Source organism: Chitinophaga agrisoli (assembly GCF_008386695.1).
In the GTDB taxonomy this organism is placed as follows: Bacteria; Bacteroidota; Bacteroidia; order Chitinophagales; family Chitinophagaceae; genus Chitinophaga; species Chitinophaga agrisoli.
The window spans coordinates 1,803,886-1,820,000 of the sequence record NZ_VUOC01000001.1 but is presented as its reverse complement, the minus strand read 5'-3'; the positions used below and the strand labels follow the sequence as shown (position 1 = coordinate 1,820,000).

Genomic DNA, 16,115 nt, shown 5'->3' with positions numbered 1-16,115 from the left:
ACGGGAGTGCGCATCTGGCGGAACGGGGTAAATGGCTTTGAGCACGATATCTTCCGGCAGGATGGCATTCATTTTATAGAGGAACTGCGGGTGCAGGGCCACTGCCGTATCAAAATGCAGGAAGTTCTGAAGGGCATGCACGCCGGCGTCTGTACGGCTGGATCCGGTAGTCACCACCGGCGTGCGTAATAGGGTACTTAAGGCTTTATCCAGGGTGGATTGTACGGTATGTACATTGTCCTGGATCTGGAAACCGGCATATGCCGTGCCTTTATAGGAAACGTCGATAAAATAACGTTGGGCGGGAACTTCGGTCATTATTTGTGCAGCATTGCTTTAAAACGGCCCTGGTAATAGCTGTCGCTGAGCAATTCGCTTAAACCGGCATAGTTCTCAGAATCCGCGGCCTTTGGATAGGCCATGTCCAGCAGTTTATAACGGGTTTCGTCCGTTGTCAACAGCTGGGCAAGTCTTCTTATCTGGGCAGTCTCCAGGCAGTAGCCACGGGTATTGCGGCTGAATGACTCTATTATCCCCTCATCATCCTTTGCAGCTACGACCTTTCTGAGCAGCTTACGGAATGCCGCATCGTCCATTACGTTCTGGCAGTCGGAATTGATCATTTTAAGCGCGGAAGCTTTTTCCTTTCGCACGGGGGCGGAATAATCCACGCTGTCTGTTACGATGTTGTTAGGATGTTCTTCGCCGTCTACTACGTCTGCCAGCTTGCGCTTTTTCTTTTTAGACGCCTTTTCAGGCGCTATATCTGTGGCGGCAGCTACATCTGTAGCGGCTTCTACCGGGGCGGCGGCTACTTCAGCGGGGGGCGCGGCCGCTTTGGGCTGGGTCCCATCGGTAGAGAACTCTATAAATTCCGGATCGGATGACTTTTTACGTTTGGGTTTCTTTGCCTTTGGCGCTTCTTCTGCGGCTGGCTCAGTGGCAGGCGTAGTATCTGCCGGCTGGATGGTAGCAACGGCGGAATCTACTGCCGGTTGCGTTTCCGCAGGGGGCGCGGGGGCGGTGGTATCTTTTACGGCTGGCGCTTCTGTTGCCGGCGCCGGTGTTTCCGTGGCCGGTGCGGGTGTTTCCGTTACGGGCGCGGGCGTTTCTGTTACAGGTGCGGCGGCCACCACCACGGCGCTGTCAGCCTGGCCGGCCTGCTGTTCCTGGGCCATTACGTCTTTTAACAGGGCCTGCTCCTCCGGTGTGAGGGGCGCTCTGTCCTTACCCCGTTTGCGGCGGGGCTTCTTTCCTTCCGGGGCGATGTCTGTTACGGCTCCTGCTGCCGCAGTGGCAACGCCGGCTGCGGGTGGCGCGGCCGGTTCTTCGAGCTGGATATCATCCGGGCGGTCGTCACTTACTACTTTATCGAGGGCTTCAGCAAATTTGCTGGGTTGTTTTTTTATGGGTTGTTTGCTGGCGGAGGTGATCTCCGCTTTGCCTGCCAGGGCGGTATCCAGGTCGCGGCGCATGGCGGCCATCATGGCCTGCCCGGCGGTATCCGGCGCCTGCGTTTCTGCTACCGGAGCATCGGCTGCAGGGGCGGGCGTAGTGGCCACTACTTCCGTATCACCGGAGGGAGCGGCATTACCCACGGCTGGATCAGCAGGTGGCTGCACGTCCTCTTTTTCCGGGGTGGAGGTCTTGGTAACGCTGTACGTCTGGAGGTTGTACAGGGCATAATGCTGCTCCGCAGTCTGTTTTAACAGAAAGCCTTGGTCTGCCTTGCCCAGGCGCACCGTAAAGGGCTGTTCCGGGGCTTCGTTCCTGGGGAAACCTACCACCAGGGAGGTGGAGCCGGCCGGCAGCTCAGACAGGATGATATACCCCCGGTCTGATGAGCTGAGGACCTTATCTTTATATTTAACGTAAAAAGGTTGCGGTTTTTCGTTTTGGATATATATATAGTACTGTGGCTCAGTCTCCTGTGCAGCCAGTTTACCGGCTATTAACAGGAAAGCCAGTACATATCCCCATCTTTTAAAATATTGGATCATACAAGAATTGCTAAACGCGTTATTGCTGTGTTGCTATGCAAATATTATTCCAGCACTATCAACACCTCCCCTTTTTCTACTGCTGTACCGGGGTTTACCTTGATTGCTTTTACGACGGCGTCTGTTGCTGATTTGAATACATTCTCCATTTTCATGGCTTCCAGTATCAGTACCGGGTCTCCTTTGCGGATGGCCTGGCCGGGCTCTACGAGCACTTTTAGTACGAGGCCCGGCATGGGGGCCTTTATATCGTTCACTTTATGGGTGAGGGCGTCTTTGATGCCCATGGCGGCCAGCAGTTGGTCTATAGGTTCTTCTAAACTTACTTCATATACCTGGTGTTGGATCTCCAGGGTCACTGTTTTGGCGTCCCGGTCCAGTTTCAATACCTGTGCATTAAAGCTTTTCCCGTCAACCACGATGCTGTAATTACCCGCAGGCAGCTGAACAGCTGACCAATCTACCTTTTGCTCATTACAAATGACTTCCGTCCCTGTCTGTATGCTAAAGGGCGTATTCCCGTTTACAGTTGCCTTTATCATTATTGCTTTGTCTTGCAACAAAAATAGGGGGAATTTTAACCACTTGCGTCGTATTTAGGCCATTTGTTTAAATTTGGGTCTTTGCAAATAACAGACCTGCTACATTTGATTAAAACAGATTTTACATGAACGTATTGAAGAAAACTTTACTGAGCCTACTGTTGGGAGGTGTTGCCGGAACAGCCTTCTATGCCCCTGCCATGGCTCAAAACGCCGATGAACCGAACGACCCCTCACTGAAGATATACCGGGCTACGGCCACCAAGATCAATGACCTGGTGCATACGAAACTGGATGTACGCTTTGATTATGCTAAAAGGTACCTGTACGGGAAGGCATGGATCACCCTGAAACCCCATTTCTACCCCACAGACTCCCTGACACTGGACGCTAAAGGCATGGATATCAAATCCATAGCACTGGTGAGCGGCGGCAAGAACAGTCCCCTGAAGTATGATTATGATGGCCAGGAGCTACGTATACAGCTGGGCAAGACCTATAAAAGCACCGATTCTTATATTGTATATATAGATTATACCGCCAAACCGGATGAGCTGAAGGTAAAAGGCAGCGCCGCTATTAACGACGCCAAAGGCCTGTATTTCATCAACCCGGATGGTAAAGAGCCCAATAAACCGATCCAGATATGGACACAGGGCGAAACAGAGGCCTCCTCTGCCTGGTTCCCTACTATCGACAAAAACAACCAGAAGACCACGGACGAGATCAGCATGACCGTGGACAAAAAATACGTGACCCTCTCCAACGGCGTGCTGGCCAGCCAGAAAAACAATGCTGACGGCACCCGTACCGATACCTGGAAGATGGACCTGCCCCATGCGCCTTACCTGTTTATGATGGCCGTGGGCGATTTTGCCGTTATCAAGGACAAATGGCGTAATAAAGAAGTGAACTATTATGTAGAACATGAGTATGCTCCTTACGCGAAAGCCATTTTTGGCAATACGCCGGAGATGCTGACCTTTTACTCTACCGTCCTGAATTATGACTATGCCTGGCCTAAGTACTCCCAGATCGTAGTAAGGGATTATGTATCCGGCGCTATGGAGAACACCTCTGCTACCCTGCACGGTGATTTTCTGCAGAAGACCAGCCGTGAGCTGCTGGATGATAACAAACAGGGCGAGAGCGTAATTGCGCATGAGCTGTTCCACCAATGGTTTGGCGATCTGGCCACCTGCGAATCCTGGAGCAACCTAACCCTGAACGAGTCTTTTGCCGACTACAGCGAATACCTGTGGTTTGAGCATAAATACGGCAAGGATATGGCGGATGAGCATAGCTATAAATCCATGCAGAGCTACCAGCAGTTTACCCAATACGCCGGTGACCGCGACCTGGTACGTTTCCATTATCATGATAAAGAAGACATGTTTGACGCGGTTAGCTACCAGAAAGGCGGCCGGATCCTGAACATGCTGCGCAACTATGTAGGGGATGATGCGTTCTTCAAATCCCTGAACCTGTACCTGAAGACCAACGCCTTCAAATCCACCGAAGCGCACCAGCTGCGCCTGGCCTTTGAAGAAGTGACCGGCCGGGACCTGAACTGGTTCTTTAACCAATGGTATTTTGGCCAGGGTTTCCCCCAGCTGGATATCAATTATGCTTACGATGATGCCGCCAAGACCGTAAGCGTGATCCTGAAACAAACACAGACCACCGGCAAGACGTTCCAACTGCCGATGGCCATTGACGTATATGCCGGCGGTAAAACCGAAAGGCACCAGGTAATGATGAATGACGAGGTGGATACTTTTACCTTCTCTTATGCCACCAAACCGGATTTTGTAAATGTGGATGCCGATAAGGTACTGCTGGTAAAGAAAACAGACCATCGCGACCTGAGCACCTATGTATTCCAGTTTGCGCATGCACCGCAATACCTGGACCGCCGCGAAGCCATTGAGGCCTGTTTGAAACAACAGACCACCAATGCAGACGCCCGTAAGGTAGTAGCTGCCGCGCTGAAGGATAAATTTGGCGGTCTGCGCCGGCTGGCCATTGCAGGACTGAAGCTGGATGATGCTGCCGTGAAAGAAGCTACCATCGGCGCCCTTAGCGCTATGGCCAAAAACGATGACGATGCGCAGGTACGTACGGCCGCACTGCAACAGTTAGGCAAACTGAAGGACGCACAATATGCCTCCCTGTTTGAAGCAGCTACTAAAGACAGTTCTTATGCCGCCGCCGGCGCCGCCCTTACCGGCTTAGCCGCGCTGGATATAGACAAGGCATACACCATTGCCAAACAAATGGAAGGCACGGCCAAAGGCGCGCTGACCACCGGCATTGCAGATGTATATGCCAAGAAAGGCAATAACAGTGACCTGGGATTCTTTGCAAAAGCTTTTGAAGACGCATCCGGCGGACAAGCCAAATTTGACGCCGCCGTGCAATACCTGCATATCCTGGCGAATGTGGACAATACTGCCGCTGTTACCAAAGGTATTGACCAGGTGAAGGCCATGGCCGACCAGTTCAAGAATAACATGGTGAACAATTACCTGGTTAGCCTTATGCAGCCTATCGTATCACAGAAAAAGCAGAAAGCCGACAGCAGCAATGGCGAGCTGAAAGGCGAGCTGACCAAACAGAGTGAATATATACAGAAAGTGGTACAGGAGCTGAAGGAGCGTGCGGCGAGTGGAGGAGAAGAGTAATTCAATTACGAATTAAGAGCGATTTATATAAAAGGTCCGGTGGTATTGTGCCACCGGACCTTTTCTTTTAGTATTTATAATAGCTAACGACTTTATATAAGATCTGCTTCCTGGTGGCGCTCAGGTATGCCAATATCATGGAAGCCTTTTTTGTGCAGCCAGTCGCGGAGGACGGTCTGTACTTCGTACTCGCCATGTACCAGGAAGAGTTTTTTTACGGCGTTGGGATCCTGGCAGGCCAGCCATTGATACAGGTCTTCGTAGTCGCCGTGGGCGCTCATGGAGCGGATACTGGCCACATCTGCCTTTACTTCGAAATGGGTACCATAGATGGATACTTCTTTGGCGCCCCGCATAAGGCGGCCACCCAGGGATTGCGGCTCGCAATAACCCACCAGCAGGATCGTGGTGCGCGGATCGCTGATATTATTGGCGATATGGTGTTTTACACGGCCGGCTTCCGCCATACCGCTGGCGGATATGATCACACAAGGTTCCTTGCGGAAGTTGAGGGCTTTGGATTCTTCGACAGTCTTGATATAACTGAGGCCGGGGAACCCAAAGGGGTCGTTGTCTATTTTCAGCAGTTTGGCTACTGTGCTGTTAAAGTCTTCCGGATGGCTTTTCACTACTTCCGTAGCCTCCAGGGACAGCGGGCTGTCCACAAAAATATCTACTGCGGGCAGCTTACCATTGAGCTGGGCGCGGTTAAGGGCGTATAACAGCTCCTGGGTGCGGCCTACGCTAAAGGCCGGAATGATCAGCTTCCCTTTTTTTACAACACAGGTCTTATGGATCTGTTCCAGCAGGGCATCGTCTGAGGGCGCGGCTTCTGCGTGCAGGCTACTGCCATAGGTGGATTCCATCACGATATAATCTGCCTGCGGAAAAACATCCGGAGAGCGGAGGATGGCATCGCCATAACGGCCGATATCGCCGCTGAAGGAGAGTTGTATGGTCTTACCGTCTTCGGTAACACGCAGGTGCACGGCAGCGCTGCCAATGATATGGCCGGCGTCTGTAAACATGGCCTCTACCCCATCGCATACGCTGAACCATTCTTTGTATCCAACGGGTTTTAAGGCCTCCAGGCTATGTTTTGCATCGTCTACGGTGTAGAGGGGCTCTTCGCGGGGTAAGCCCATACGCCCACGTTTTTTATTGGTGAATTTGAGATCGTCTTCCTGGATCTCCGCGGAGTCCATGAGTAAGACCTTGGTGAGGTCACAGGTGGCATCCGTGCAATAGATAGGCCCTTTGTAGCCCAGCCTTATCAGGCGGGGCACCAATCCGCTGTGATCGATATGCGCATGGGAGAGCAGCATATAATCCACATGGGCGGCATCAAAGCCAAAGTCGTGATTGAGGGCGTCTGTTTCCCTGCCCATTCCCTGGAACATACCGCAGTCCAACAGGATCTTTTTGCCATTCTTTAAAGTAACCAGATGTTTGGAGCCCGTTACCGTGCGGGCAGCTCCATGGAATGCGATCTTCATATGACAAGTCAAAAGTTTACAATAAGGGTGAAAGCGCCCGTGTTAGCAGGCTTTATTTCGAAAGGTAAATGTATAAAAACTAGTGCTCGTTTCACTTTTGGTTTTCGCCTGCCCGTTTAAATGACCAGGTGATGGCGAAGGAGGCAATTAGTGTGCCGTCCTTACTCTCCCCATTACTTTGTACGGTAATGGTCACCGGTTCGCCGGTGGCTACGGTATGGGCGATGGCCGCCTGTATGGCCGCTCCATCCCGGCAGGTGAACCAGGTTTTCTCTTTTGCTTTTTTCATGAAACTAGCCTGCATGCCGGTTACCAGCATGGATACACGCACCGGCGCCACATCTTCTACCTGGGCAATGGCCAGCAGGCCGGAGCTCATTTCCGCCGCCATAGCCAGACAGGCAAAATAGGTGGAGCGGAACGGGTTCTGGGATAACCAGCGGAAGGGTACTACGGTAGTGCAGCTATCCGGCTGGATCTGGGTTACCCTTACGCCTGACAGCCAGGCGCTGGGCAGTTTCCATAAGAGGAATAAGGAGAACTGAACGGGTTTTCTGACCTTATCAATAAAAGCCATAATTATACTATTGATTTGTGTAGAGGGCGGGATTGAGTGCTGCCGGCGACCATTGTTTGAACAGATCCTGCAGCTTTTCTTTGTCGTAGCCGTCCGCATCTTCGAGCAGCGCGGTATTCTGGGTATGGAGGCGGTTGCCTTTTGCATCCAGGATCACCAGCACCGGAAAGCCGAAGCGCTGCGGGTACCCCAGCTGTTGCAGCAGGGGCAGGTTCTTGTTCTCTTTGCTGTAGTTGAGGTGGCAGACCACATAGTTTTGATCTATCTGCTTTGTGAGTGCGGCGTCGTCATGTACTACCTTATATAATCTTCGGCACCAGATGCACCAGTTGCCGCCTATCTGCAATAATACATGTTTATGCTCGCGGGCGGCCTGCTGTACAGCCTTTTCCAGATCTGCCGCGGCATTGGCGCCGGGATCGTAGATATGTTCCAGGTCATAGGGCGCCTGCGCGTTTGCCAGTGAAGCGGAAAAGAGTAGTATGCAACAGATCAGGATGCTTTTCATAATGTGCTAATGTGCTGATATGCTAATGTGCTAATGTGCTAATGATGGCAATTCAGTATTTCCTGGCAAAGCCAGTATTTCCTGTAAATATGTACAAGTTACAATTTTACGGGTATATCGGCATCCCGGTATATTAACACATTAGCATATCAGCACATTAGCACATTAGCACATTAGCCCAGCGATTGCACGTAGGCGTGGATGGCAGTTTGCGCGTTCACGACCGGGCCGGTTTCCGGCGTGGGAACAGGTATGTTCTCTATGGTGGTGCTGAGCCTTACCGCATTGGTATTATCCGCCAGCTGCAGGCGGATGACCTCTTTGGCCTGGGCCTGCAGAGCAGGATCATACAGCGGGAAGCAGACCTCAATACGGCGGTGCAGGTTACGGTTCATCCAGTCTGCGGAGCCCATATATACCTCTTCTTCGCCGCCGTTGTGGAAGATGAATACGCGGGCGTGCTCCAGGAAACGGTCTACGATACGGGTAACGGTGATATTGGGGCTTTCCGGCAGATCAGGCTGTAAACAGCAGATGCTGCGCGCAATAAGCTGTACCTGTACGCCTGCCTGTCCGGCTTCGTATAGTTTGGCGATCATCTGCTTTTCCTGGAGGTTATTCAGCTTGATGATGATACGGGCTTCCCGGCCGGCTTTGGCATGGGCTATTTCCCGATCTATAAGGGCGGAGAACTTGTCTATCAGATTAAACTGCGCCACCAGCAGGTGCTTAAACTTCATAAAGCGGTAGTCTGCCGGTTGCTCGCGGCTCTGGAGGTACAGGAATACCAGCTCCAGCTCGCGGGTAATGCCGGAATGAGCCGTGAGCAGCACATGATCTGTATAAAAACGGGCGGTGCTTTCGTTAAAATTGCCGGTAGCCATAAGGCCGAGGTAGTCCCAGCGGTGGCCGCGCTTACGTTTTACCAGGGCTGTTTTAGCGTGTACCTTAAGACCGGGTATGCTGTATACGATCTTCACGCCGGCGGCTTTCATTTTCTTGGACCAGCGGATATTATTCTCTTCATCAAACCTGGCCTTTAGCTCCACAAATACGGTCACTTCCTTGCCGTTACGGGCCGCGCTTATCAGCGCACTGGCGATGAGGGAGCCGGAGGCGATACGGTACAGGGTCACAAAGATCTCTTTTACATCCGGGTCTGCGGCCGCTTCATTAAAGAAGCGCAGGATATAATCATACCGCTGGTATGGCACATGCAGGAGGATATCCCGCTCCATAATGGCGTCGCAAATACGTTCTGTGTTCTCCAGCAGCGGAATACGGCCGGGGGGCAGTTTGCCATAGGTGAATGCCAGTTGTTTCACAGGCATGGGCAGATCTGCCAGGTCTTTTAAATTATGATAGCGGCCGCCCTGTACAGGCTCACCGGGCAGGATATTAAAGTAGGCGCAGAGGTAGTTCAGGGTTTCATCCGGCATGTCCGCATCATACAGGAAACGGGTGGGGATACCCAGCTCCCGCTTGCGGATCATGGTTTCCACCTGTTCCAGCACATCGCCTTTGAGCTCGTTCAGGTCAGCTTCCGCATCGCGGGTGATCTTGATGCTGTAACAGCCGTGAATGATATAATTGGAAAACAGGAAAGGCAGGTTCTCCTGGATCACATCATCCAGCATGATCATATTATACATACCCTCCTGCGGGGGCAGCTCCAGGAAGCGGGGCAGCTGCTGGCTGGGAATGTTCACCACGACATAGCGCTGTTTAGCGGGTTCGGCTGCCGGGCTGAGTGATACCACCAGGTATAATGTATTATTCTCCAGGAAAAATGTTTGTTTACGATTCAGCCATACCGGTTGCAGGTAAGCCAGTACCCTGGTGAGGAAATATTCCTTTATAAAGGGGCGATGAACGGCAGGGATAGCTTCCTTATAATAGAGATGGATCTGCTGGCGGTTGAGCTCCGGCAGCAGGCTTTGGCTAAGGATCTGTCCAAACTCCTGCAGCTGGCGGTTGATCTCCTGCTGGATGGCGGGGAGGGTATCGGGTGATACCGGCTCCTCTCCTGCTGCGCCGGGATCTTTTTGCAGCAAGCGGTTTACGGCCAGCACAGCGGGCATGCGTACCCGGAAAAACTCATCCAGGTTGGAAGAGAAGATAGACAGGAAGTGGATGCGCTCGTATAGTGGTACCCGTGCATCCTTGGCCATACATAATACCCGGTAGTTAAAGGAAAGCCAGCTCAGATCACGATCGTATAATGGAACTTCAAAAGCCATGGTTCAATAAAAGTCTTTGGTGATGGTCTATTAACCGATAGCCGCTAGTCCTGAATGACTAACGGCTATCGGCTGCAGACTGTTAATCATATATCTTTTACTCCTTCACGGGGAAGAAGATCACTGCAATAATAAAAGCCAATACGGAAATGATCAGCCCAAACATAAAGATGTTGTAGGCTATACGCAGCAAGCGGTATTTATGTCCCAGCACCACGCCCAGGTAGTAGATGTCCTGGATCATGCTGCCATACAGGAAGTCTGCGTCTTCCATCATCTGCTGCATACCCCAGCGGTATTCATCCAGGCCCATGCCGTGGAAGTTGCCAAAGAAAAGCAGGTTTGTTTTCTTCCTTTCGATATCATCCCGGGTAAACTCGCCCCTGCTTACGTTAGGGCGGGTAGCCAGTACGGAGTAGATGATAGTGACCACGCTGGTAGCCAGCAGGATAAAGGAAGGTATGATCAGGTTTGGATTATCTTCGAGCTTGCGCAGCAGTACGGATAAAAGAATGGAGATAATGATGGCGTTGGTGGAGATCATGATATGCGCCTTACTATCTGCCATGGAGCTGAGGCGTATATGGTTCGTGGAGGTCATACGGAACATGGTCTCGATGCCGCGTTCCGGTCTTTTAACCTTTTTCTCTTTCTTTTCTTCCTTTACCTCTTTTGCCTCTTTGGTTTCTTTTTGCTTATCTGCTTTTTCCACGGCGGCGGGCGAAGCGTTCACTACCTGCGGCAGGGAGGGCGCGTCGCCTTTTTTCTTTTCGAGCTTACGCTTGAGCCAGGCTATGTTCTCATCCTTTTGCTGTTTGAGGAGCACCCGGCAATAGTCTGTAAAATACTGGTGGCCTTCGAGGAAGACAAGGTTTTTCTCTGTCCAGGCTACGGAAGATATTTCGTTGCCGGAAACGGTTTCCGCTTCCTGGCGCATTAGTTTGCTACGTTCCTTATAATGTTTGGAGCCCAGGTGAAAGAGGTCAGCATCACAAACAATCTCTTCCAGCAGGTTCTGTGGGGCCTGGGGCATTTTGGTGGCCATGATACAGCTTACCACCTGCTGTTGTACCGCATCCGGCGCCTGCTGGCTATGCAGGAAGGACCGGGCCATAGCGGCGCCATTTTCTTCATGCTGTTGCGGAGGGCCTTGCAGGTAGCCCATATCATGAAACCAGGCGGCTACCAGTACCACCAGCTGATCCTGCTCCTGTAGCCGGTAATGGGCGGCTATCTGCTCTGCTGCCTGGACCACCTGCTGCGTGTGCAGGAGGTTATGGTAGACGAGGTTTGGATGCGGATGTTGCTGATATTGTGTCTTAACATACTGACCGGCAGCTTCTATGATGGGACCTATTTGCATAAATAACAATTCTCAAGTAGGGCAAGTTACTGCATTTTTGACTTAAATTTACCACGTAAATGGCAGAATGCTTAACGCTTATCTAACCTGGAACTATGACTAGACGCTACCCCTTTGTACTGTTTATGCTGATACCGGCACTTCTTTCCTGTAACTCCTTTAACGGACAGGCCAAGAAATATCAGAGCCCCAAAGGCTATAAACTAACAGAGCCACAACGGTTCCGGGTAAGGGAATCTATGCAGGAAATATCCGGCATTGTGTTATTCCCGGATGAGCACCATATCTATTCCATTAATGACGAGCAGGGCAAGGTCTTTAAGATCGATGTGACCACGGATAAACCCTACCCTGCTACCAAATTTGGCCGGAGCGGCGATTACGAGGATCTTGTATATACCCCAAAAGGCTGGCTGATACTGAAGAGCAACGGCACTTTATACCAGATGCATGATACGTTTACGGACAGTGTTACCTCTACAGAATACCATTTCCCCAAAAAAGGTAAACAGGAGTTTGAGAGTATTTACCTGGATACGCTTTCCAACAGCGTGATCATGATCTGTAAGCAGTGCGAGGAGGATAAGGCGCAACGGGCTACCAGCGCGTACCGTTTTCACCTGGACAATTTCCAGTTTGATACCGATCCGGCATACCGGATAGATGTTACGGAGATTGCGCGGCTGGGCGGTATTGATATGAAAAATTTCCGCCCGTCCGCGGCGGCAATACACCCCAAAGAAAACCGCCTGTACATCATCTCTTCTGTGAACCAGATGCTGGTGATCACCGGGCTGGATGGAAAAGTGCAGGAGGTATACCATCTGAAGCACAAATTATTTGAGCAGCCGGAAGGGCTTTCTTTTGCCCCTAATGGGGATATGTATATCTCCAACGAAGCAGGCGAAAGTATTGCCGACATATTGAAGTTTAGCTACAAGCCGTAAATCGCACATCAAAAACGGTAATCTGTACATCAGGAATCAGCATCGTGTTACGATATTCGTATTTGATTTGCCATCAACCGTATCTATTAAAATAACATCCCATGTTCCGTAGAACATTCTTATTGCTCGTTGCCGCCGGCTGGAGCCTTGTTGCACATGCGCAAACAGATAGCGTAGTACAGCGTATCATATTAATTGGCGACGCCGGCGAGCTGCACCAGGACGGCCGTAACCCCGTAGTGGATGCGGTACGTAAACAATTTAACATGCAGGACGCCCGTAATACGATCCTGTACCTGGGCGACAACGTATACCCGCATGGGTTACCTGATGAGAGTTCCTCTGATTACGCGCATGCAAAAGAGATACTTGACTACCAGGCCAACCTGGTGAAGGGCATGGCTGCCAGGGTAATTTTTGTACCGGGTAACCATGACTGGGCCAAGAGCAAACCCAATGGCTGGGAGACCATCCGGAATGAGCAGCAATATGTAGATGGACTGCAGTTGCCCAATGTGCTGTATTTTCCAAAGGATGGATGTCCGGGGCCAGTGGCCGTGCCCATCAGCACAAATGTGACACTGATCGTAATGGACAGCGAGTGGTGGTTATTCCCTTATGCCAAACCCGGGGGCAGCTCAGGTTGCGACTGTAAGGATAAGGAAGAGGTACTGGTGGCGCTGCGGGATATTGTGAACCGCAACTCCGGCAAGCTGCTGCTATTTGCCACCCATCACCCTTTACGCAGCCACGGTATACATGGCGGTTATTACACCATCAAACAACATATATTTCCCTTCACGGACCTGAAGCCAAGCCTGTATATTCCGCTGCCGGTGCTGGGTTCCATCTATCCCCTGGCCAGGGGTGTGTTTGGCGCACGGGAAGACATTCCCCATCCCGAATACCAGGCCATGATAAAAGGGGTGGAAGAAGCCTTTAAAGGACATGGGCCCACGGTATTTGTAGCAGGGCATGACCATGCATTGCAATTATTAAAGGAACAGCAAAACTATTATGTGGTAAGCGGCAGCGGCGCCAAACATGACCGGGTAAAGAAGGGCAGCAACTCCCTTTTTGCCACTTATGGCAATGGTTTTAGCGCGCTGGAGCTAATGCAGGATGGCACTTTACGGGTACAGTACTACCTGGCAGACAAGCTGCCGGAGCCGGTTTATGCCAGTAACCTCTTTAACATACAGGAGATAAAAGCCGCCGCGGCCAGCGGAACGCCGGCTGCTGAACTGCCGGCTTTTGTTACCATGCCCACGGATCCCCGTTACGAAACTGCCAGCGGCCTGCAGCGGTTTTGGCTGGGCAATAACTACCGTAACATATGGGCCGCCCCGTTAAAGTTCCCCGTGTTTGATATCAATAAGGAAAAAGGCGGGCTGAAGATCACCCAGCGTGGTGGCGGCATGCAAACCCGCTCCCTGCGCCTGGAGGACGCCAGCGGCAAAGAATGGGTGCTACGCTCTCTGAAAAAGGATCCCCGGAATGCCCTACCGGAAGAGTTCCGGGAGACATTTGCGGTGGAAGTGGTGCAGGACCAGATCTCCGCATCCAACCCCTATGCCCCATCAGTGGTAGCCTCGCTGGCCAAAGCAGCGGGCATTCCCCATGCGGAGCCTACGTTTGTATACCTGCCCAAAGACACTTCCCTTGGTATTTATGAGAATGATTTTGGCGGGGACCTCTACCTGTTTGAAGAACGTGAGCCGACAAAGGATAAGACCTATAATACAGAAAAATTGCTGGACAAGATCCAGGAAGATAATGACAACCGGGTGGACCAGGAGGCGGTGCTGCATGCCCGGCTGCTGGATATGCTGGTAGGCGACTGGGACCGCCATGACGACCAATGGCGCTGGAGCACGAACGATGGTAAGAAGAGCAAGGGCAAGGAATATTATCCTATTCCCCGTGACCGGGACCAGGCTTTTTTTGTGAGTGAAGGCATATTGCCACGGATTGCTTCCAGGCGCTGGATCCAACCTAAGTTCCAGGGCTTCCGGCCCACTTACCAGGATATAGACGGGTTTGGCTTTAACGCCCGTTATTTTGACCGCTCTTTTCTGAATGCCACCACCCAGGAACAATGGGAGGCGCATACAAAACTGATGCAGCAGCAGCTGAACGACAGCGTATTGGCGGACGCCATCACCCGCTTCCCGGATACGGTACGTCTGATGGCCGGGGACCGCACCCTGCAGGGCTTAAAAGGCCGGCGCGACCTGCTGGGGAAAGAAGCGTTGAAGTACTATCATTTCCTGTCCAAAGAAGTGGATATACCCGGCACTAAAAAGAATGAGCTGTTCTCCGTGAAAAAGCTGCCGGAGGGCAAACTACAGGTTACTACCTATAAGATCAGTAAAGACGGGGAAAGAGAACAGCCTATTTACGACCGCATCTTTGACCCCTCCATTACCAAAGAGGTACGTTTGTTTGGCCTGGGCGGCAGCGACCAGTTCGTTATTAGCGGCGACCACCGCTCTCCTATCCTGGTAAGGATGATAGGCGGTAAAGACAGCGATACCTATGTAGACAGCTCTACTGTTGGCGGTAAACGCGCCCGCATCTATGACCTGAAACAGGGCAAGGATAGTTTTGCCATGAACGGCCGTGACAGGCGGCTGCTCTCCAGCAGTCCGGATGTGATCCGTTATGACCGGATGGCCTTTAAATACAACAAACTGATGCCGCTGGTAGGCGGCGGCTTTAACCAGGATGATGGCGTATTCCTGGGGCTGGGCTTCCAGTATACCGGACAGGGTTTCCGTAAAACGCCATTTGCCGTAAGGCACACTTTCCTGGCTACACATGCGGTGGCCACCGAGGCCTACTCTTTCCGCTACCAGGGAGAGTTCACAGACGCCATTGGCAATACGGACCTGGTACTATCCGCCAACGCCAAGGCGCCGCATAATACCATTAACTTCTTTGGCCTGGGCAATGAGACGGTGTTTGACAAGGCCAACACTATCCAGTATTACCGCTCCCGTTATAACCTGTATAATGCGGAAGGACTGCTAAAAAGCAAACTGGCCTCCAAGGTGCAGTTGTTCTACGGCCCCAGCTTCTCTTACTATGCGCTAGACAAGGACGAGAACGACGACCGTTTTGTAACCAAATTCCCGGACAACGGGCTGGACTCCCTAAGCGTTTTCCAATCCAAATATTATGCAGGCCTGAAAGCCGGCATACAGATCGATACCCGTGATAATATACTGCTGCCCAGCCGTGGTATAATATGGACCACCAGCCTGTTTGGCAACCAGGGGCTGAACCAGGAGAACCGGCATTACCTGCAGCTGCAGTCTGATATGAGCATCTATACCAGCTTTAGGGTACCGGCCAATTTTGTGATCGTGACCCGTTTTGGCGGCGGCGTCATCTGGGGACATTATGAATTCTTCCAGGCGATGCAGCTGGGCGGGGTAGCTAACCTGCGCGGTTACCGTAACTTCCGCTTTTCCGGTAGCAGCATGGTGTATAATAATACGGAGCTGCGCCTGCGGCTGTTCTCGTTCAAATCTTACCTGTTCCCTGCATCTGTTGGGCTGCTGGCGTTCAATGACGTGGGCAGGGTATGGCTGAAGGGAGAAAAATCCGGCGTATGGCATGATGGCTATGGCGGCGGGTTGTACTTCTCACCGGTGAATATGTTTATTATAACGGCTACGGTAGGCGCTTCGCAGGAAGGGGCATTGCCGTATTTTACTTTTGGGTTCAGATTCTAAACAGCTTTTAGCACTAAG

General features: G+C 51.7%; 11 protein-coding genes (1 of these 11 running past the window's edge). 3 read left to right on the top strand and 8 right to left on the bottom strand.

The window, feature by feature from the left end:
- The 3 genes in view from truA to F0L74_RS07495 are tightly spaced (at most 44 nt apart) and all read right to left on the bottom strand, a layout consistent with a single transcriptional unit that may run on beyond the window.
- On the bottom strand, nt 1–318 hold the 5' portion of the coding sequence (truA, locus tag F0L74_RS07505; protein ID WP_149837177.1) for a tRNA pseudouridine(38-40) synthase TruA. It extends 453 nt beyond the left edge of the window; 318 of the gene's 771 nt are visible here — the first part of the coding sequence; its start codon is at nt 316–318; the stop codon falls past the left edge of the window.
- On the bottom strand, nt 318–2,000 hold the full coding sequence (locus F0L74_RS07500) for a DUF4476 domain-containing protein (RefSeq protein WP_149837176.1): 1,683 nt from the start codon (nt 1,998–2,000) through the stop codon (nt 318–320). The genes truA and F0L74_RS07500 overlap by 1 nt, the downstream gene beginning before the upstream one ends.
- A 44-nt stretch (nt 2,001–2,044) precedes the next feature.
- Entirely contained in the window at nt 2,045–2,542 is a 498-nt protein-coding gene (locus F0L74_RS07495) for a biotin/lipoyl-containing protein (protein ID WP_149837175.1), read from the bottom strand.
- Between the two features lie 125 nt (nt 2,543–2,667).
- On the opposite strand from F0L74_RS07495, the gene F0L74_RS07490 reads away from it, so the two are divergent.
- The gene (locus F0L74_RS07490) at nt 2,668–5,226 is read left to right on the top strand and encodes a M1 family metallopeptidase (RefSeq protein WP_149837174.1); all 2,559 of its coding nucleotides are present in this window, start codon (nt 2,668–2,670) and stop codon (nt 5,224–5,226) included.
- A gap of 92 nt (nt 5,227–5,318) precedes the next feature.
- On the opposite strand, the gene F0L74_RS07485 is transcribed toward F0L74_RS07490, so the two are convergent.
- The 5 genes from F0L74_RS07485 to F0L74_RS07465 all read right to left on the bottom strand — a co-directional run bounded on the left by F0L74_RS07485 (nt 5,319) and on the right by F0L74_RS07465 (nt 11,410).
- Nucleotides 5,319–6,722: an MBL fold metallo-hydrolase RNA specificity domain-containing protein gene (locus F0L74_RS07485; protein ID WP_149837173.1), complete on the bottom strand. Its 1,404-nt coding sequence runs from the start codon at nt 6,720–6,722 to the stop codon at nt 5,319–5,321.
- Nucleotides 6,723–6,813: 91 nt separating this feature from the next.
- Nucleotides 6,814–7,299 (bottom strand): DUF4442 domain-containing protein, encoded by a 486-nt coding sequence (locus tag F0L74_RS07480; RefSeq protein ID WP_246197638.1) that lies wholly within the window; start codon nt 7,297–7,299, stop codon nt 6,814–6,816.
- A 7-nt stretch (nt 7,300–7,306) separates the two neighbouring features.
- Complete coding sequence (locus F0L74_RS07475; protein ID WP_149837172.1) at nt 7,307–7,807, bottom strand: thioredoxin family protein; 501 nt, start codon at nt 7,805–7,807, stop codon at nt 7,307–7,309.
- A gap of 173 nt (nt 7,808–7,980) precedes the next feature.
- Nucleotides 7,981–10,047, bottom strand: coding sequence for a polyphosphate kinase 1 (ppk1, locus tag F0L74_RS07470; protein WP_149837171.1), 2,067 nt, complete (start codon nt 10,045–10,047; stop codon nt 7,981–7,983).
- Between the two features lie 97 nt (nt 10,048–10,144).
- On the bottom strand, nt 10,145–11,410 hold the full coding sequence (locus F0L74_RS07465) for a Pycsar system effector family protein (RefSeq protein WP_149837170.1): 1,266 nt from the start codon (nt 11,408–11,410) through the stop codon (nt 10,145–10,147).
- A gap of 95 nt (nt 11,411–11,505) precedes the next feature.
- Between F0L74_RS07465 and F0L74_RS07460 the strand changes: the two genes are divergently transcribed.
- Nucleotides 11,506–12,357: a hypothetical protein gene (locus F0L74_RS07460; RefSeq protein ID WP_149837169.1), complete on the top strand. Its 852-nt coding sequence runs from the start codon at nt 11,506–11,508 to the stop codon at nt 12,355–12,357.
- Nucleotides 12,358–12,458: 101 nt separating this feature from the next.
- Entirely contained in the window at nt 12,459–16,097 is a 3,639-nt protein-coding gene (locus F0L74_RS07455) for a BamA/TamA family outer membrane protein (protein WP_149837168.1), read from the top strand.
- Nucleotides 16,098–16,115: the final 18 nt, after the last annotated feature.

Excerpts from the sequence above, each read along its gene's own strand:
- F0L74_RS07500 (WP_149837176.1), bottom strand. The coding sequence starts at position 2,000 with ATGATCCAATATTTTAAAAGATGGGGATATGTACTGGCTTTCCTGTTA.
- F0L74_RS07495 (WP_149837175.1), bottom strand. The coding sequence starts at position 2,542 with ATGATAAAGGCAACTGTAAACGGGAATACGCCCTTTAGCATACAGACA.
- F0L74_RS07490 (WP_149837174.1), top strand. The coding sequence starts at position 2,668 with ATGAACGTATTGAAGAAAACTTTACTGAGCCTACTGTTGGGAGGTGTT.
- F0L74_RS07485 (WP_149837173.1), bottom strand. The coding sequence starts at position 6,722 with ATGAAGATCGCATTCCATGGAGCTGCCCGCACGGTAACGGGCTCCAAA.
- F0L74_RS07480 (WP_246197638.1), bottom strand. The coding sequence starts at position 7,299 with ATGGCTTTTATTGATAAGGTCAGAAAACCCGTTCAGTTCTCCTTATTC.
- F0L74_RS07475 (WP_149837172.1), bottom strand. The coding sequence starts at position 7,807 with ATGAAAAGCATCCTGATCTGTTGCATACTACTCTTTTCCGCTTCACTG.
- ppk1 (WP_149837171.1), bottom strand. The coding sequence starts at position 10,047 with ATGGCTTTTGAAGTTCCATTATACGATCGTGATCTGAGCTGGCTTTCC.
- F0L74_RS07465 (WP_149837170.1), bottom strand. The coding sequence starts at position 11,410 with ATGCAAATAGGTCCCATCATAGAAGCTGCCGGTCAGTATGTTAAGACA.
- F0L74_RS07460 (WP_149837169.1), top strand. The coding sequence starts at position 11,506 with ATGACTAGACGCTACCCCTTTGTACTGTTTATGCTGATACCGGCACTT.
- F0L74_RS07455 (WP_149837168.1), top strand. The coding sequence starts at position 12,459 with ATGTTCCGTAGAACATTCTTATTGCTCGTTGCCGCCGGCTGGAGCCTT.